The following is an 18,518-nucleotide window of genomic DNA, read 5'->3' on the forward strand; positions in this document are numbered from 1 at the left end:
AATGCAGTCCGCCCCGCTTCCCGTGCGCGTCGCGATCACCACGATCGTTTTGCTCTTCGCAGTCTTCGCCGGCTATCATCTCTGGAGCTACTACATGAGCGAGCCCTGGACGCGGGACGGCCGCGTCAGCGCCGATGTCGTCGAGGTCGCGCCCGATGTTTCGGGACTCGTCGTGCAGGTTTCCGTCGTGGACAATCAGTATGTGCGCGCGGGCGATCCCCTGTTCACCATCGACGCGGAGCGCTTCCGTCTCGCGCTCGACGAGGCGGCGGCGAATGTCGAGAACCGTAAGGCGCAGATGGAGCAGTTCGAGCGCGATGCCGCCCGCAAGCGTGGGCTTCGCGACGATGCTGTGAGCGCTTCCGCGCGCGAGCAGGCCAATACTAGCGCGGCTGCCGCGGCCGCTGCCTATCGCCAGGCGTTTGCGACCCTTGCGGTCGCGAAGCTCGACCTCGAGCGCACCACGGTGCGCGCGCCGGTCAATGGCTTTGTGACCAATCTCAAGCTGCGCCGCGGCGATTATGGCCATACGGGCGCGCCGCTCCTCGCACTTGTCGATGCGGATACGTTCCACATCAACGGCTATTTTGAGGAGACGAAGCTTCCGCGCATCCATGACGGCAATCCGGTTGCGATACATCTCATGGGTGTCGGCAAGGCACTGACCGGGCACGTCGTCGGCATTGCAAGCGCGATTGCAGACCGCGAGCTTGCGAGCAGCGACAATCTGCTTGCCAACGTCAACCCGACCTTCAGCTGGGTGCGCCTCGCGCAGCGCATTCCGGTCCGCATCGTGATCGACAAGGTCCCCGATGGCGTTCGCCTCGCCGCAGGCCAGACGGCGACAGTTACCGTTCAGCCGAAGTCCTAGGCGCCGCCGTCTTCGCTCAGAAGGATTTGCCCGCGCAGCCCGGCCATGGGCACCGGGCGGCCTTCGATCCAGGCGCGGAGCATCGCGTTGACCGCTTCCGGCGCCTCCTGCTGCACCCAGTGCGAAACCTGCGGCAGGTAACGGATCGTGAAGTCCTTTACGAGCTTTTCCGTGCCGTAGGTCAGCTCGCGGCCAAGTGCCGAATCCTCCTCGCCCCAGATCATCAGCGTTGGCGTTTTGAGCTGCGGCGGATTGGTGAGCGCGCCCGTACCGCTGCGGTTGCGGAAGGCGGCGCGATAATAGTTGATCATCGCCGTCATCGCGCCGGGAAGCATCGCGGTCTTTCGATATTGCTCGAGAACGCTATCGGGAAAACGGCTCTTGTCGACCGCCATGCCGCGAAAGGCCTGCGCCACGGCCTGCGCGCGGTTCGCCGTAAAGATTTTTTCCGGCAACCATGGAAGCTGAAAGAAAAAGACGTACCAGGAGCGCTTGATCTGCGCCCAAGTCTTCAGCCCCTTCATGAAGAGCGCGGGATGGGGCAGGTTCATGACGATGAAGCGTTCGAGTGGACGTGCGCCTGAAAGCGCGAAGGCCCAGCCGATGGCGCCGCCCCAGTCATGGGCGATGAGCGTCACGGGCCCTGTGACGCCACGTGCGCGCGCTGCATCGATCAGCGCTGCTACGTCGGCCGTCAGATGTTCCATGCGGTAGGCATCGACGCCCTTGGGCCGCGTCGTGCCGCCATATCCGCGCAGATTGGGCGCCCAGGCCGTGTAGCCGAGTTCGGCGAGAAGCGGCAATTGGTGACGCCAGGAAAATTTGTTTTCCGGGAAGCCGTGAAGGAACAGGGCGAGCTTCTGTCCGTCGCCGCACATATCGACCTCGAAGGCGATGCCATTCGCCTCGATGAAGGCGGTTTCGATCGGATGGACGGCCATATTCTCTCCCGGCATTCTTGTCGTTGATTCCGGGCGTCACTATACGCGATTTGGGGAGGTGCCAAGGTCGATCTGGGGCGAGAGAACGGCGAAGCGCGCGAATGCGCCTGCGGGGCAGAAATGTCTCCGAATAGTCGATGGTCGCAGTGATGGTGTCCATTCTCCTTCTCCGCCGGGGCGCTGGCGCAGTTCCGTGTTCACCGAGTCCGGGGGCAGTGCCGTCTCATGCTTGTCCTGCGTCAGCCTGGGCAGTATGGTCAGAATATCTGTCTAAAAAAGATGATCTATCTGGCTATATCAAGGAGGGGTGATGGACGAAATCGACGGACCCGCCCGTCAGATCACATTCGGGGCGCTTTTTCGCGAGCCTTACTCCCATTATCTCGGCTGGCTCTATGCGCGGCTTCAGGAGCGCGGCTTTCCCGACATTCGGGTCGCCCATAGCGCGGTCGTCCGCACCATTGATGCCGAAAAAGGCTCGCGCGTCACCACGCTGGCGGAGCGGGCGGGCATGACGAAGCAGAGCATGGCCTATCTGGTCGATTCCCTCATTGATCTCGATTATCTGGAAATCGTGCCAGATCCGAAGGACAAGCGCGCCAAACTCGCGCGGCTGACGCGGCGGGGACGCAAGCTCATGGCGACGGCGGCTGCGCTGGGCGCGGAATATGAAGCCCTGCTGGCCGGGCGCATCGGTGCGGACAAAATGGCCGAATTGCGCCGCTTGCTCACCCGCGTCGCCACCGCGCTGCCTGACTGGAAGCCCGGCGAATGAGGCGAAGGCAAATAAGCGGGAAGAACTGCGTATTCCAAGGCTTGCCTTCGCAATCCTGCCGAATTAAGTTCCCGGCCACTGCGGGAGGGGCCCCTATGGCGGCCCTGCATCCCGCCGCCGGTGCAGGCGTAGCTCAGATGGTTAGAGCGCTAGATTGTGGATCTAGAGGTCCCCCGTTCGATCCGGGGCGCCTGTACCATTCTCCCCAAATACAAGAGAAATTCGGGCGCCCGTTGAGGCGTGCAGGTCTTTGCCCTTTCGGGTTCCTTTGCAGCTTGCGTCGACCGGATTCGCACAGCAGGATCGCGCAACCAAAAAACCGGAGGAGGGACGAATGGGGTTGATCGTTTACGGGGCGCCGCTGTCGCCTTTCGTGCGCAAGGTGCGCGTTGTGCTTGCCGAAAAGGGGCTCGATTACAAGCTCGACCCCGTGACGCCTTTCCCGGCGCCGGACTGGTACAAGGAAATTTCGCCGCTCGGCCGCATTCCGGTGCTGCGCGACGAGGATGTGGGCCCCGACGCGACGTTGCCGGACAGCTCCGTCATCTGTGCTTATCTCGAGCGCAAGAAGCCTGAGCCTGCGCTCTATCCCAAGGAGAGCTTCGCCTATGGGCGCGCGCTCTGGTTCGAGGAGTATGCGGATTCCGAACTCGCGGCGAATATCGGCATGGGCGTCTTCCGCCCGGTCGTGCTGGCGAAGCTGATGGGCCAGGCCTCCGACCGCGCGGCGGCCGAAAAGGCCATTGCCGAGAAACTGCCCAAATATTTCGACTATCTCGACAAGGAAATCGGCGGAAACGAGTTCTATGTCGGCGGCGCCTTCTCGATTGCGGATATTTCGGTGGCCACGCAATTCGTGAACTTCGCGCATGCGGGCTACTCGGTCGACGAGAAGAAATGGCCCAATCTCTCGCGCTTCCTGAAGGCGATCCACGCCCGACCGAGCTTTGCGGCCTGCATCGCCGAGGAAAGCGGGTTCGTCGCCAAGCTCGGTCTCTGAGCCTTTTCGACCTGGACGCGGCGGCGGGGCGGACCACCGCCGCGTCCATCCATCTCTTTCCTTCAAAAACCGCTTCAAACCAGCTATTTGAATACCCAAGCGACACACCAAAATCACAAGCGCATTGGGAGGTTCACAATGGCCGACACGCCTTGGCCCGCCATGAGCATTGCGGACGCTAACAGTCTGCTCACGGCTCCTGGCACGCCCTTCGAAATGGAAACCGTGACGATTCGCGGGATTCCGACGCGGGTCTACAAGAACGCGCCGCCGCATCTCCGGTTCATCTTCGAAGCCGGCCGCGCCTATGGCGCCCGCGACTTCATCGTCTATGAGGGCGAACGCCTCTCCTTTGAGAACCATTATCGCGCTGCGACGGCCTTCGCCCGTGTGCTCGCGAACAAATATGGCGTGAAGAAGGGCGACCGCGTGACTATCGCCATGCGGAACTTCCCCGAATGGTCGATTGCCTTCTGGGCCATCGCCGCGCTCGGCGCCGTCGTCGTTCCGGTCAATGCCTGGGGCACGGGACCCGAACTTGAATATTGCATCGCGGATTCCGGCTCGAAGGTCGTCGTCCTCGATCATGAGCGCGTCGATCGCCTGCGCCCGCATTTCCGCAACCTCGCGCTTGAGGGCATTGTCGCGGTGCGCACGCCGAAGGAAGAACTCGGCGTTGCCGAAGCCTTCGAGGATCTCGTCGGCAAGCCTTCCGATTATGCATCGCTCTCCGCCGATCCTCTGCCCGATCCGGGCCTCGTTCCCGAAGACGATGCGACGATCTTCTACACCTCGGGCACGACGGGTAAGCCCAAGGGCGCGCTCGGGACGCAGCGCAACATCATGACGAACCTCGTCAGCATGGCCTATGCGCCAGCCCGCGCCTGCCTACGTCGCGGCGAGATTCCCCAGCCGCCGAATCCGAGCGATCCGCAGCGCTCGATCCTGCTCTCCGTGCCTCTCTTCCACGCCACGGGTTGTCATTCGATCCTGGTGCCCATGTATGCGGGTGGCGGCAAGCTCGTCATCATGCACAAGTGGCAACCTGAGCGCGCGCTCCAGCTCATCGAGGAGGAGAAGCTTCAGGCCTTTGGCGGCGTGCCCGCCATGGTCTGGCAGGTGCTCGAAAGCCCCGACTTCGACAAATACGATACGTCGAGCGTCGAGTCTGTTTCTTATGGTGGCGCGCCGTCGGCGCCCGATCTCGTCACGCGCATCAAGCAGCAGTTCCCGAAGGTCCATCCGGGCAATGGCTACGGCCTCACCGAAACCTCTTCGGTGACGACGCAGAATACCGCCGAGGATTATGTGAACCGTCCGGAAAGCGCCGGTCCGGCGGTTCCCGTCTGCGATCTCAAGGTCGTCGACGAGAACGGCAAGGAGGTGCCCACAGGCATGATCGGCGAGCTCTGGATCAAGGGGCCGAATGTCGTGAAGGGCTACTGGAACAAGCCCGAAGCGACGGAGGCTTCCTTCACCGATGGCTGGCTCCATTCGGGCGATCTCGTGCGCATCGACGACGAAGGCTTCGTCTTCATTCTCGACCGCGCCAAGGACATGCTCATTCGCGGCGGCGAGAACATCTATTGCGTCGAGGTTGAGGGCGCGCTTTATGCCCATCCCGCCGTGATGGACGCTGCCGTGGTCGGCATTCCGCACAAGGTTCTGGGCGAGGAAGTCGGCGCCGTCGTGCAGGTGGCGCCCGGCAAGAGCGTTACCGAGGAAGAGCTCAAGGCTCATGTCGGCAAGCTCCTCGCCGCGTTCAAGGTGCCGATCCGCATCGAGATTCGCCACGAGCCGCTGCCACGAAACGCCAATGGCAAGATCCTCAAGACGGAGTTGCGCGAGGACATGAAGAAATATATCGGCCAGGGCGCAGCCTGACGATAAAAGGCCCGCGCGCTTTCGGGGGAGGGTGCGCGGGCTCTTCAATAATCAAGACAGGGAGGAGAAAATGGAAATCTCGTTGAAGGGCCGCGTCGCCCTCGTCACCGGCGGCTCGCGCGGCATTGGCCGCGCCATCGCCATCGCGCTTGCGGAAGCGGGCGCCGACATTGCGCTCAATTATCGCCGCGACGAAGAGGCTGCCGCCGAAACCGTCGCTGCAATTCAGAAGCTTGGATGCAAGGCGAAGGCCTATTCGGCCTCCGTCGAGAATTTCGAGGAAGACCAGAAGATGGTTGCCGACGTGCTGAAGGATTTCGGCTCCATCGGCATTCTCGTCAACAATGCAGGCATTGCCTCGCGTGGCCAGTCTGTCGCCGATACCGATCCGCTGGAGATCGAGCGCGTACTGCGCGTCCATGCGCTGGCGCCGCATTTCATGTCGAAGCTCGTCATTCCGCACATGCGCAAGGAGAAGCGCGGCGACATCATCATCATTTCCTCGGTGGCGACGCTCCACATGGGCGCCAATGGCGGCCCCTACAACATGGGCAAGGCGGCAGCCGAAGCGCTGGCGCTGACGCTCGCCAAGGAGGAGCGCAAATACGGCATCCGCACGAACATCGTCGCGCCGGGCCTGACCGATACCGATATGGGCAGACGCCTCGCGGCCGCCCGTGCCGGAAAGAAGGACATGGATATCCACGAGCTCGACGCGCAATATCCCTTCGGTCATGTCTGTTCGCCGGAAGAAGTTGCGGCGGCGGTCGTCTATTTCGTCTCGGACGCCAATCCTTACGCCAATGGGCAGAAGCTCAACATCGACGGCGGCGGGAACTAGTCGATCCCTGTGCCGCCACTCTGGGACAGACCCGGGGTGACATTGGTGGATGTTGCGAGCAAACAAAAAAAGGCCGGCATTTTTGCCGGCCTTTTCTTTTGTCTTTTTGTCCTTCACTCCGCAGGCGACAGCGCGCCCTTGGGTTCGTCCTTCGAGCGTTTGAAGATTGCGGGCAGGACGTTGATGAAGGAGAGAAGTACCGCCGCTGCATAGGGGACCGACTGCACGAGCAGCACGCAGATCCATAGGCGCGACAGGCTGTCCGAGAAGTCCTGGTTGAAGAAGAAGGCGATGGCGAGGCCCCAGAGGAGTGTCAGCATCACCGCTTCTTCGCGGACCTGAATGATGGCTGCCGCGAGCGGCGGCTTGTCCTCACATTTCGGTGTGCGGAAGAAGGGCTTGCCCGAAGTCACCATGCCGTTGAGCATCGCCTTGGCCACCGTATGGGTGAGGCCGAGAGCGGCTACGCCCGCGCCGAGGCTTTCGATGAAGGTGCAATCCTTTACGCGCACGGCATAGAGCCAGAGCGAGCGCACGAATTTGAAGACGAAGCTGCCGATGGTCGGGATGAGGAAGGCCGCCACGGGAAGCTGTACCATCTTCGGGGCATAGAGCGCGAAGAGCGAGAGCCCGATGCTGGTAATCGTAAAGAGCAGCGCGAGTCCATCCGCAAACCAGGGGAGCCACCCTGCAAGGAAGTAGTAGCGCTGGGCGGGTGTGAGGCCCCCCTTGCGCGACCAGGGCGCGAGCGCATCCCAGTGGTGCTTCACGATCTGCACAGCGCCATAGGCCCAGCGGAACCGCTGGCCGATATAGCCGGCAAGCGTGTCCGGCGTCAGACCCTTGCCGAAGGAGTGGTTGACATAGACGCTGTCATAGCCTGCTCGGTAGAGCTTCATGCCGAGTTCCGCGTCCTCGCAGATGCACCACTCGGCCCAGGCACCGACCTTCTGGAGCGCGGATTTGCGCACGAGTGTCATGGTGCCGTGCTGGATGACGGCGTTGAAGTAATTGCGCTGGACCATGCCGATATGGAAGAAGCCGGCATATTCCCAGTTGCACATGTTCTTGAACACGCTCTCATGGCCGTCGCGATAATCCTGCGGCGACTGCACGAAGCCCACATCCTGCTTTTCGAAATAGGGCACCATGGTGCGCAGCCAGTCCGGCGAAACCTGATAGTCGCTGTCGATGACGGCGATGATGTCGGCGTCTTCCGCCGTCATCTTCAGGCCGAAATTGAGCGCGCCTGCCTTGAAGCCCGGCCAGTTTTCCAGATGGAAGAAACGGAAGCGCGGTCCGAGCTGCGCGCAGTAGTCGCGTACGGGCTGCCAGACCTCGGGATCGACGGTGTTGTTGTCGAGGATCAGCACTTCGAAGTTCGGATAATCGAGCTTCGAAAGCGCTGTCAGCGTGTCGCGCACCATCTCCGGCGGTTCGTTGTGGATCGGAACATGGATCGACACCTTGTTCTTCGGATAGCCGCGCGTGTGATCGAAGGGCTCGAAATGGCGTTCGCCATGCCGCGTCCAGATCACCTCGACGAATTCGATCGCTTCCGCGAGGAGAACGATGAGCAGCAATCCTTGAGCAAGGAACAGGAAGCCCCAGATGATCGTGTCGACCGAGGTGAGATAGAGCCCCGTTACCGACAGGCCCGCCCAAGCGAGCGCCGAGGCCGCCACCTGAGTCATGATCGTGAAGATGATGACGCCCGCCGTCTGCACGTTCCGGCGGCGCAGCATGAACATGACCGCCATGACGAAGGCGAGGCCCGCCGCGAGCGAGGCCCAGAGCCGCCACTGCGGCGCTTCGATGATGCTGCCGGCCATCGGGAATTTCGGCTGGCGCTCGGCGTTGTAGATGCCCCAATAGCTGCCCGCCGCGCCTTCCTCGGCCGCTTTCCATGGCTGGTCGAAGGCTTCCATCACATAATATGTAAGGTCAGCTTCCTTGGCGCGGTTCAGGAACTCGCGCATGAAGGTTGCCTGGTTGACGAGCGAGGGCACGGCCTCGCCCGAAAGCTCGGCTTCAGAAATACCGGGATAGGCCTTGCGCGGAATGATCTTGCCGCGGCTCGGCCAGCCGACTTCGGTGATGACGATGGGCTTGTCGGGATAGGCCTTGTGCAGCTCGTCGAGGCGGTCGAACACGGCATCGACGGCCTGATTGACAGGGATGCCTTCCCAGTAGGGAAGAATCTGCACGCCGATGTAATCGACCTCCTTCACGAGCTCGGGATATTTGATCCAGATATGCGTCGGCTCGGCGGTTGAGACCGGCTTCCAGACTTTCGTCTTCACATAGCGGATCTTGTCGATGAGTTCGCTGACCGGGAGGTCGTTGCGCAGCAGCGCTTCATTGCCGACCAGTACGCGCACGACATTGCGTTTGGGCGCAATGGAAATCAGATTTGCAATTTCCTCGTCATTGCGCTTCGGGTCCGTGCCGATCCAGGCGCCGACCGCGACGGAAAGTCCATGCTTGGCTGCGAGATCGGGAATGTTCTCCTGCCCCCTGATGACGCTGTAGGTACGGATCGCCTGCACGGTGCCGGAAAGGAGCTTCAGGTCGCTGTCGATCTGTTCCTGCGTGGGGTGGATGTTCTTGGTCGGATCCTGGCCCAGCTGATAGGGGCTATAGGAGAAGCCGACGATTTCGCCCGTCCAGGCTTCTGCCTCATGCGGCTGGTTGAAGGCCGCCCATATCGCGAGGTTGGCCACGATGACCACGGGAAGAACGAAGACGAAGAAGGCCGCGACGCGAGCGAGCGAATTCTTGCTCGAGGGACGGGGAGCGGGGTTGTCCATTTAAGGTCCCGAAAAAAGAGCCGTCTGGGGGATGATCGCTAAACTGTCCAGCACGCCGAAGGCCCAGCTCCATCGGCTTCGTCTGGGATATTGCCTGTCACGCGATTACGCATACCGCATTTCAGGGTTTTGCCGAGAGTAGAATTAGCTGCCGGGCGATGAACCGGCGATGAATGCGAAATGAAGGCATAAGGCCCTCGATTTTGCGACATCGCCGTTTCGTTGGGCTTTGGCGTCTGGCTCATGCTCCGCCCTTTGCGCCCGGCCTCTGCATCAGTAGCGGCGCGTCAGTCGGCCGCGGCGGGAAGCCGCGCGCCCGAAGGCCGCGCCTGCGCGCCGCGCACCAGCCGCCCGTTCAGCGCCCCGGTCGGCTGGCCGTTCCGGAAAGCGACCGAGCCGGAAACGACGCTCGCCGTATAGCCGTCCGCATGCTGGATCAGGCGCTTTCCGCCTGCCGGCAGGTCGTTGACGATGTGCGGCGAATAGAGCTTGAGGCGGTCGAAATCGATCACATTGACGTCGGCCTTCATGCCGGGGGCTACAATGCCGCGATCCTTCAGACCCACGAGATCCGCATTGCGGCCGGTCAGGCCATGGATCAGCCATTCGAGGGGCAGCTTGCGTCCCCGCGTCCGGTCGCGGCCCCAATGGGTGAGCAGCGTCGAAGGGAAGCTTGCGTCGCAGATGATGCCGCAATGGGCGCCGCCATCCGAAAGGCCGAAGGCCGTGTTCGGGTGAGTAAGCATGGTTTCGACATCGGCGAGGCTGCCGCTGTAATAGTTCATCAGAGGGAAATAGATGAGTGCCTTGCCGTCCCGCTCAAGCATGAGGTCGAGGACGATCTCGCGCGGATTCTTGCCTGCGCGTTCTGCACGCGCTTTCACGCTTTCCCCGGGCGCAGGTTCGTAGTTCGGCACCTCGCCCAGCGCGAACATCTTGTGGTAGGCGGTGCAGATCATCTCGATGATCTCGCCCGCCGGATATGCCGGTTCCTCGGCGAGGAGCTTCGCGCGGAACTCGGGGTCGTTGAGCGCCTTCACCTGCGTTTCGAGCGGTGCGCCCCAGATCTGGCGGAAGGTCTGGTGCATGACGAAGGGGTTGAGCGAGGCCGTGAGGCCGAGCAGGAGGCCCGTCGCGCGCGGCGGCACTTGACCCTTGATCGAAAGACCGGCGGCATTGGCGGCGGCGATATTGTCGAGCACACGCTTCCAGACGGTCGGCCAGCGGTCGTCCTGCTCAATAGTGATCGACATGGGGCGGCCGGAAATCTCGACCATGCCGCGCAGCATGGCGAATTCGGCGTCCGTGTCCTTGAAATCGGCGATGAGCTGGAGGACGCCCTTGCCCGCCTTGCCCATGGCCCGCGCGATGCCGTGGAGCTCTTCGGCTTCCGCCTTCAGCGTCGGCGTCGAGGCACCATGCTTGTCGCGGTGCTTCAGCGTGCGCGAGGTGGAGAAGCCGAGCGCGCCCGCGTCGAGCGCTTCCACGACGAGCCGCGCCATCTCTTCCGTTTCTTCCGCCGTGGCCGGTTCGAGCGCCGGGGCACGATCGCCCATCACATAAGCACGGACGGCGGCATGCGGCACCTGAAGGCCGACATCGAGCGCGAGAGGCGAGACCTCGACCGCGTTCATGTAATCCGGGAAGCTCTCCCAGTTCCATCTGATGCCTTCGGCGAGCGCGGTGCCCGGAATGTCCTCGACGCCTTCCATCAGGCCGAGCAGCCATTCGCGCTGTTCAGGCTTGCAGGGCGCGAAGCCGACGCCGCAATTGCCGAGAACGGCGGTGGTGACGCCGTGAAAGGTGGAGGGCTGGAGATAGGGATCCCAGGTAACCTGGCCATCGTAATGCGTATGCACGTCGATGAAGCCGGGGGTCACAATCTGGCCGCGCGCATCAATCTCTTCGCGGCCCTGTCCTTCGATCTTGCCCACCGCGACGATGGTCTGGCCATCAATGGCGATATCGGCCTCGAAAGGCTTTCCTCCGGTGCCGTCGAAAACGGTGCCTCCCCGGATCACGAGATCATGCATGGCTTCCTCCCAGATGCTCTTTAATGGTCTTTGGCGGGAAGCTTAGCGGATTTCGCAAGGCCGGGGAGGTATCCGGGTCCCGGACTTTAATTTTTTTGCTGCTGGCCCCGCTGCCTGATCGCTTCGCGGCGAGCTTCGATTTCGCCGGCATCGACCGCCTGGTTCCGCTCGCTGGTGAAGCGGCGCTCGGTCTTGAGGCTCTCGCCGAAGGTCTCGGCAAAGCCCTCGTCGATGAGCTTCTTGTAGGTGACGAGGCAATCCGGGATGAGGGAGAGCATGTCTTCGGCGAGCTTGCGGCAGGTGGGGATGAGCTCGTCCGGCTCGACCACACGGTTGACCATGCCCCATTCATAGGCCTGCGCGGCGGAGAGGAAATTGCCGGTGAGCGAGAGTTCCTTCGCCCGGTAGATGCCGAGGACGCGGGAAAGCTTCTGGCTGAGGCCCCAGCCGGGCAGGATACCGACGCGGCCATGGGTATCGGCGAAGCGGGCATTGGTCGAGCAGATGAGGACGTCGCAGGCCAATGCCAGTTCGAAGCCGCCGGTGATGGCGACGCCGTTGATGGCGCCGATCACAGGGCCGGAGAACTGGCCGATCGAGGTTACGGGGTCCTTGTCGTTGACGGCGCTGCCCACCGTGCTCGCGCCCGAGCCCAGTTCCTTGAGATCCAGGCCCGCAGTGAAGGCCTTGCCGGCACCGGTCAGGATCACCGCGCGGACCTCGGGATCGGCTTCCAGCGCCTCGAAGGTTTCGGCGATCGCGGAGCGGAGCTCGCCCGACAGCGCATTCATCGCATTCGGGCGGTTCAGGGTGACGAGGGCGACGCCGCCGGACTTTTCAACGAGGATGACGGGTTCGGTGGTTGCACCGGACATATTATTCTCCCATAATCATACTTCTGGATTTGCAAGAGCGATGCGGACTCCTCTAACAGAGGGGACAGAAGGTCGCAATTCGCAGGAGCGGGACCGGTTGACCTCGCCGCTCACTTCGGACAGCATGCGCCCCCTCGCAACCCTAAAGGGCTCGATCCTTTGAGCATCGCTCCATCCGACGGAGAACGGCCGTTCCAGCTCGCTCTCCACGTCGCCGCAATGGGCGTCGTTTTCGGCGATATCGGGACCAGCCCGCTTTACACCATCCGCCAGTGTTTCGACCCCGCCGTGGGGTTGAAGGTCACGCCGGAGACCGTCCTTGGTGTGCTCTCGCTCGTCTTCTGGGCGATCACGCTGGTGGTGATGGTGAAGTACGTCATCTTCATCCTGCGCGCAGACAACAAGGGCGAAGGCGGTGTGCTCGCGCTGACGGCGCTGGCCCTCAAGCAGGCAGTGCCGGGCTCGTGGCTCGCGTCGGCCATGATTGGCGGCGGCATGCTGGGTGCGGCCTTCTTCTATGGCGATGGCATCCTCACGCCTGCGATCTCGGTCCTCGGCGCGGTCGAGGGTCTTGAGGTCATCTCCCCGATCTTCAACGGCATGACGGTGCCCATCGCGGCCGTGTTGCTCGTCGGTCTCTTCCTTGCCCAGAGCAACGGCACGGCAAAGGTTGGTGCCCTGTTCGGCCCGGTCATGGGCGTCTGGTTCGCGGTCCTCGCCGCGCTCGGCGTCTACGGTCTCTTCCGTCACCCCGGTGTGCTGGCCGCGCTCGATCCCCGTTACGGCATCGACCTGCTGATGGCGGGCCATACCCATCCGTTGCTGCTGCTTGGCGCCGTCGTGCTCGCCATCACCGGCGCCGAGGCGCTTTATGCGGACATGGGTCATTTCGGCCGGGCGACGATCCGGCGCGTCTGGATTGTCTTCGTCTGGCCCGCGCTTATCCTCAATTATTTCGGTCAGGGCGCGCTGCTGCTCTCCGATCCGACTGCTGTCGAAAATCCGTTCTACCTCCTTGCGCCGGAAATCCTGCGCGTGCCGCTGCTGCTGCTGGCTACCATGGCCGCCATCATCGCTTCGCAGGCGGTGATCTCGGGTGCCTTCTCGGTGACGAGCCAGGCCGTGGAACTCGGGTGGCTCCCGCGTGTCCGCATCCGTCATACCTCTGCGCGCGAAGCGGGCCAGATCTATGTGCCGCAGATCAACGCGGCGCTGATGGTCGGCGTGCTCGCCACCGTGGTCGGCTTCGAATCCTCGTCGAACCTCGCCTATGCCTATGGCATTGCCGTGACTGGCACGATGGTTATCACGACCCTCATCGGCTTCTACTATTTCCGCCGCATCGCGAAGTGGCCGCTCATTCCGACGGCGATCGTCGTTGCGATCTTCCTCACGATCGATATCAGCTTCCTCACCTCGAACCTGACCAAGGTTCTCGAAGGTGGCTGGTTGCCCATCGCGGTGGGCTTTGCTCTCGTCGTGTTGATGGAAACGTGGCGACGCGGCCGCAAGCTTCTGGCCGAGCAGTTCCTCGATGGCGCCGTGCCGCTCGAGACGCTGCTCAAACAGGCGGCGGATCAGAAGATCCAGCGTGTGAAGGGCGCGGCGGTATTCCTCACCGCGAACCTCGATGTCGTGCCGACCGCGCTTCTGCATAACCTCAAGCACAATCAGGTTCTGCACAAGCGTGTGGCGCTGCTGCGCGTCAGCACCGAGGACACGCCGCGCGTGCCGCTTGCCGAGCAGCTCAAGGTCGAGACGCTGACCAACGGTTTCGCCCGCATTGAAATTCGTCACGGCTTCATGCAGCAGGTCGACGTGCCCGAGCAGCTGGAACGCTGCCGCACCTTCGGCCTCGATTTCCCGCCGATGGAAACATCCTATTTCGTCAGCCGGCAGACGCTGGTGCATGAGCACTCTTCGAAGATGCCGGCCTGGCAGTCGCGCCTGTTCATCCTGTTGATGGACTACGCGCTGGGCCCGACGGAATATTTTCAGCTTCCCCCGAACCGCGTCGTCGAACTCGGGACCAAGACGGAAGTCTGATTTCGACCTTCAGCTTGCCGGCGCCTTGATCCGCTCCGCGCGCAGAGCTGAGCGGCGAAGCTTGCCCGCATCGTCGCGCAAGGGTTCATGCGCGACTTCGAAGCTGCGCGGAATCTTGTAACGCACGAGACGTTCGGCGAGATATTCCTTCAGCGCCCCCTCATCGAAACCACCGGGCGCGTCGATGATCGCGTGGACCACGTTGCCGAGATCGTCATGCGGCAGGCCGATGACGGCGCTCGAGCGAACGCCGGGAAACGAGTCGATCGCGGCTTCCACTTCGGCGGGATAGATGTTCGCGCCGCCGCAGAGGATCATGTCCGTGTGACGGTCGGCGAGATAGAGATAGCCGTCCTCGTCCATGTAGCCGACGTCGCCGATCGACTCCCACCCGCCTTCGATCTGTTTCGGATCGGCGCCGATATAATGATAGGTCGTGCCGGGGCCCGAAAGCGGGCGCATGAACACCTCGCCGACTTCGCCCGGCGGCAGTGTTTCGCCGTTCTTGCCGACGATCTTCATCTCGCAGCCGGCGTTGGGCTTGCCGACCGAGCCGCGATGTTCGAGCCATTCCTCGCCCGTGATCCATGTGCCGCCTTGCGCTTCCGTGCCGGCATAAAGTTCGTGAATGCGAGAGGCGCCGAGCCATTCGATCCATTTTTCCTTCAGCCATGTCGGGCAGGGCGCCGCGAGATGCAACGCGACGCGCAGATGCGAGAGGTTGTACTTGTTGCGCACGTCTTCCGGCAGGTTCCAGATGCGATGCATCATGGTTGGCACCAGCATCACCCAGTCGATCTTGTGTTCGGCGAGGAGGCGCAGCGTTTCCTCCGCGTCGAAGCGCGACATGATGACGATGTGGTTGCCCGTCATGAAGCCGAGCATGGAGAAGCTGAACGGACCGTTGTGATAGAGCGGCCCGGGGACGAGCTGCGCGCGTCCAATTTGCTGATGGTAGAGGGCCTCATCTGGATCGAAGGCGCCGGGCATGCCCGACACGATGATCTTGGGCCTGCCCGTCGAGCCGCCCGATGTCGGCGCTTTCCAGTAACGTGCGGTAATCTCCGGGAGCGCAGCGTCCGACAGGGACTCGTCGGGTTCGAAGCCGATGGGGAGGCAGGGCGTTCCGCCATGCATGCCGGGTTCCGCGCCGACGACGAGCGTGGGTTGCCCGACCTCAACAATCATGTCGCGCTCCGCCTTGGGTAGACGCGAGGAAACCGGCTGCGGCGTCGCGCCGAGCTTCCAGGTGGCGAAGCAGGCTTCGAAAAATTCGATGCCGTTTGGCAGGCCGATGGTGACGAGATCGCCTTCCCCGACGCCGGCTTCCTGATAGGCCCGGGCAAGCCGGTTGGTGCGGGCATCGAATTCGGCGCGGGTGACGGTGCGGCCTTCATGCGTCAGCGCAGGCGCATTCGGATCGCGCGCTGCCCAATAGGCGGGTATTTGTCCGACGGACATGATGGCCATGATTTCGCTCCCGGGGATTTGTATTTTGCAGTCGGCCCGGTCGTTGCCGGGGCCTTTATTCTAGTCCGCTTCCGCCGCCTTGCGAAAGCCCGCGCCTAGAGGCCGAAGGTGAGGGTGATGGAGCCGAACTGGTCGGCCTTCGGCTGGTCGTAGAATTCCTTGCTGCGGAACACATGGGTAAAGCTCAGGCGGGTATCGCCGAGGATCGCGGTCGCGCCGAGCTTGATGTCGGTGACGACGGGCTTCTTGTCGACGCTCTGGCTGTCGCGAAACGTATTGCCGTCGAGGAAGATGTCGCGCGCGACGCCGCGCAGTTCGCCGCCGCCGAAGACATACCAGTCGAAACCGGGCGTCGCGCGGAACCAGTCCGACCCGCCGATGCCGGGATAGATGCGGCTCGGGCCGAAATCATCGGGCAGGTCCGGCCCCAAGCGGATGATGGCGCCGACGCCCGCATAGGTCTGCGCATTGCCGAGGGCGACGACACTATAGGGGATCGTGTCTGTGTCGAGATCGAAGAGGATCGAATCAGTCCGCTCCGAACGCCATGCGCGTTCGAAGCTCACATTGACGGTCGGTTCATTGCGGAGCTGGTTTGCCCAGCCATTTGCCTGTTCGACATTGATGAGCTTGTGCCAGCCATTCTGCACCTGCCGTCCCAGAGCCCAGGGGCCGACCACGCCGAGATCGAGTTTCCACTGGTCCTGCCAGGCGCCACCCGCCGCGTTCTCGCGCACACTCTGGAGCGTGAAGGTGGAATGGAGCCATGCCGCATAGGGCCGGTCGTGGAGAAGAGGTGCGGTCGCGTCGGTATCGTCGGGCGTGAAGATTTCCTGACCGATATTGACGCCGATCCGCCGCGTCACGCTCACGACATTCGCGTCGTCGGTAAAGAGGCCGAAAAGCGGGGGCGCGGAAAGGTTGTTCAGCCATTCCGGCAGGTCGTCTCGCGGGGCCGAGAGCCACGCGGCCTGAAGCCCGTTCGTATAGTGCCGGTCAGTATTGGCGAGCTTGGCGAAGAGATCGTTCTCGACCTGCAGCGAGATGAAGCCGTTATCCATCTCTTCCGCGAAGGCAGGCAGGGCCGTGCCCATTGTGGCAGCGCAAAGGAGCGAGGCTGCGGATAGAACGCGGCAAACGGATGTCATGCAGTGAAAACTCCAGATACCCCCCATATGATGTAATCACAAACAGCTGTTCAAGTCTCGACATCCCGGTGTCACCAGCGTGCTTGACGATGGCGCCGGCACCGCTGTCCAATGGTGGCGGTCAAGCTTCAAAAACAAGAACCGGCCACCCTGGGGAGGGAAACATGAATATAGCGCAAAACGCAGCCGCGAGCCGCGAGGCTGCGGCCGCCGTGGGAATGGTGCTCGCGTGGCACGCTGCTCAAGACCCGGATCGTCCGGCGATCATTTCGGGGGCAGGCAGGCGCAGTTACGGGGAGCTTAATGCGCGCGCGAACCAGCTCGTCCGTGCGCTTCGCCGCGCCGGTCTGCAGGCAGGCGACGCCGTTGCGCTTCTCTGCTCCAACCGGCCCGAATTTGTCGAGGTGGTCAGCGCCTGTCAGCGCGGCGGCTTTCGCCTGACGCCGGTGAACTGGCATCTCAAGGGATCCGAGATCGGCTATATCGTCGACAATTGCGAGGCGAAAGCTTTCATCGCCGATGTGCGTTTCGCGGGCAATGCCACTGAAGCCGCCTCGATGGCGCCGGCGGTACAGGCGCGGCTTGCGGTCGGTGGCGAAATTCCAGGCTTCGTTTCCTATGACGATGTCGTGAGTCCTGAGGCGCATCACGATCTCGACGATCCGGTGCTCGGCACGCAGATGATGTATACATCAGGCACGACGGGTTATCCGAAGGGTGTTTTCCGCCGTGAGGCGCCACCGGTTGCGCCGCTTCAGGTGAAGCTCGCCGAGACCGCGCAGTTCCGTCCGGGCGAGGATATGGCCCTGGTCACGGGGCCGCTCTATCACGCGGCGCCGCTCGCGCTCAATCTCGTATTCCCGCTCAATGCCGGTGTCGGCTGCGTGTTGATGGACAAATGGGATGCCGAGGAAACCCTGCGTCTGGTCGAGGAGTATGGCGTAACGCATACGCATGTCGTGCCGACCATGCTTCACCGTATGCTGAGTCTGCCGTCGGAGGTGCGGAGCAAGTATGATTCTTCGTCGCTGCGGTGGATACTTCATGGCGCGGCACCTTGCCCCGCGCATGTGAAACAGAACAGTATCGAATGGTTCGGGCCCGTGGTCTTCGAATATTACGCGGCGACCGAGGGCGGCGGCGTCTTCGTCGAGAGCGAGGAGTGGCTGACGAAGCCTGGCACGGTCGGGCGCGCGCTTCCCGGCGTCGAACTCGTCGTCGTCAACGATGCGGGCGAGCCTTCGGCCGCAAACGAGGTCGGCACGATCTATTTCAAGGCGCCAGCGCAGGGCCGCTTCGAATATTTCAAGGCACCGGAAAAGACCGAGGGCGCCTATCGCGGCGACCACTTCACGATGGGCGACATGGGCTATCTCGATGAGGATGGGTTCCTGTTCCTTACAGGGAGGAGCGCCGAAGTCATCATCTCGGGTGGGGTCAATATCTACCCCGTCGAGATCGACGAGGAGATACTGAAGCATCCCGCCGTCTTCGATGTCGCGGCCGTCGGCGTGCCCAATGAGGAATGGGGCGAGGAAATCAAGGCTGTGGTGCAGCTCAAGGAGGGCGTCGCGCCTAGCGAAGAACTGAAGCAGGAGCTTCTTGCCTTCGCAGCCGAGCGGCTCCCCGGCTACAAGCGCCCACGCTCGGTTGACTTCACGGACGACCTTCCGCGTATGCCGTCGGGCAAGATCGTTCGCCGCGCAGTGCGCGACCGTTACTGGCAGGGCGACAAGAAGATCTGACACGATAACTCCGATGATCCCGGCGCGCCGCTTTGGCAAGGCGGCGCGTTTGCGTGTAAGACTTCGCATGGCGGCTCAT

General features: G+C 62.6%; 13 protein-coding genes and 1 tRNA gene. 8 read left to right on the forward strand and 6 right to left on the reverse strand.

Annotation, left to right across the window (positions count from 1 at the left end; translation table 11 throughout):
* Position 1 precedes the first annotated feature (1 nt).
* Entirely contained in the window at positions 2 to 871 is an 870-nt protein-coding gene (locus tag F2P47_RS16045) for an efflux RND transporter periplasmic adaptor subunit (protein ID WP_152217398.1), read from the forward strand.
* Here the strand turns inward: F2P47_RS16045 and F2P47_RS16050 are convergent.
* A complete protein-coding gene (locus F2P47_RS16050) occupies positions 868 to 1,812 on the reverse strand; it encodes an alpha/beta fold hydrolase (protein WP_152217399.1) in 945 nt (314 codons plus the stop codon). The genes F2P47_RS16045 and F2P47_RS16050 overlap by 4 nt on opposite strands.
* 310 nt (positions 1,813 to 2,122) lie before the next feature.
* Between F2P47_RS16050 and F2P47_RS16055 the strand changes: the two genes are divergently transcribed.
* The 5 genes from F2P47_RS16055 to F2P47_RS16075 all read left to right on the forward strand — a co-directional run bounded on the left by F2P47_RS16055 (position 2,123) and on the right by F2P47_RS16075 (position 6,312).
* A complete protein-coding gene (locus F2P47_RS16055; protein ID WP_152217400.1) occupies positions 2,123 to 2,587 on the forward strand; it encodes a MarR family winged helix-turn-helix transcriptional regulator in 465 nt (154 codons plus the stop codon).
* Positions 2,588 to 2,709: 122 nt separating this feature from the next.
* Positions 2,710 to 2,786: transfer RNA gene (locus tag F2P47_RS16060), tRNA-His, on the forward strand.
* Positions 2,787 to 2,921: 135 nt separating this feature from the next.
* Positions 2,922 to 3,587 (forward strand): glutathione S-transferase family protein, encoded by a 666-nt coding sequence (locus F2P47_RS16065; RefSeq protein WP_152217401.1) that lies wholly within the window; start codon positions 2,922 to 2,924, stop codon positions 3,585 to 3,587.
* 138 nt (positions 3,588 to 3,725) lie between these two features.
* A complete protein-coding gene (locus tag F2P47_RS16070; protein ID WP_152217402.1) occupies positions 3,726 to 5,471 on the forward strand; it encodes a class I adenylate-forming enzyme family protein in 1,746 nt (581 codons plus the stop codon).
* 70 nt (positions 5,472 to 5,541) lie between these two features.
* On the forward strand, positions 5,542 to 6,312 hold the full coding sequence (locus F2P47_RS16075; RefSeq protein ID WP_152217403.1) for an SDR family NAD(P)-dependent oxidoreductase: 771 nt from the start codon (positions 5,542 to 5,544) through the stop codon (positions 6,310 to 6,312).
* A gap of 113 nt (positions 6,313 to 6,425) precedes the next feature.
* On the opposite strand, the gene F2P47_RS16080 is transcribed toward F2P47_RS16075, so the two are convergent.
* The 3 genes from F2P47_RS16080 to F2P47_RS16090 form a co-directional block, all read right to left on the reverse strand.
* On the reverse strand, positions 6,426 to 9,122 hold the full coding sequence (locus F2P47_RS16080; RefSeq protein WP_152217404.1) for a glycosyltransferase: 2,697 nt from the start codon (positions 9,120 to 9,122) through the stop codon (positions 6,426 to 6,428).
* 287 nt (positions 9,123 to 9,409) lie between these two features.
* On the reverse strand, positions 9,410 to 11,155 hold the full coding sequence (locus tag F2P47_RS16085; RefSeq protein ID WP_152217405.1) for an N-acyl-D-amino-acid deacylase family protein: 1,746 nt from the start codon (positions 11,153 to 11,155) through the stop codon (positions 9,410 to 9,412).
* 86 nt (positions 11,156 to 11,241) lie between these two features.
* Entirely contained in the window at positions 11,242 to 12,030 is a 789-nt protein-coding gene (locus F2P47_RS16090; protein WP_152217406.1) for an enoyl-CoA hydratase, read from the reverse strand.
* A 219-nt stretch (positions 12,031 to 12,249) separates the two neighbouring features.
* Here F2P47_RS16090 and F2P47_RS16095 point away from each other — a divergent pair, with 219 nt between their 5' ends.
* Complete coding sequence (locus tag F2P47_RS16095; protein WP_152217446.1) at positions 12,250 to 14,076, forward strand: potassium transporter Kup; 1,827 nt, start codon at positions 12,250 to 12,252, stop codon at positions 14,074 to 14,076.
* 9 nt (positions 14,077 to 14,085) lie between these two features.
* Here F2P47_RS16095 and F2P47_RS16100 read toward each other — a convergent pair whose 3' ends face one another.
* Together F2P47_RS16100 and F2P47_RS16105 are read right to left on the reverse strand one after the other, a co-directional pair.
* Complete coding sequence (locus F2P47_RS16100; protein WP_152217407.1) at positions 14,086 to 15,546, reverse strand: AMP-binding protein; 1,461 nt, start codon at positions 15,544 to 15,546, stop codon at positions 14,086 to 14,088.
* A gap of 95 nt (positions 15,547 to 15,641) precedes the next feature.
* Positions 15,642 to 16,694: a lipid A deacylase LpxR family protein gene (locus F2P47_RS16105; RefSeq protein WP_185681162.1), complete on the reverse strand. Its 1,053-nt coding sequence runs from the start codon at positions 16,692 to 16,694 to the stop codon at positions 15,642 to 15,644.
* 164 nt (positions 16,695 to 16,858) lie between these two features.
* Here F2P47_RS16105 and F2P47_RS16110 point away from each other — a divergent pair, with 164 nt between their 5' ends.
* Positions 16,859 to 18,439, forward strand: a complete 1,581-nt coding sequence (locus tag F2P47_RS16110) for an AMP-binding protein (protein WP_152217409.1) — start codon at positions 16,859 to 16,861, stop codon at positions 18,437 to 18,439.
* The last annotated feature ends 79 nt before the right edge of the window (positions 18,440 to 18,518 follow it).

Source organism: Parvibaculum sedimenti, from assembly GCF_009184905.1.
Lineage (GTDB): Bacteria > Pseudomonadota > Alphaproteobacteria > Parvibaculales > Parvibaculaceae > Parvibaculum > Parvibaculum sedimenti.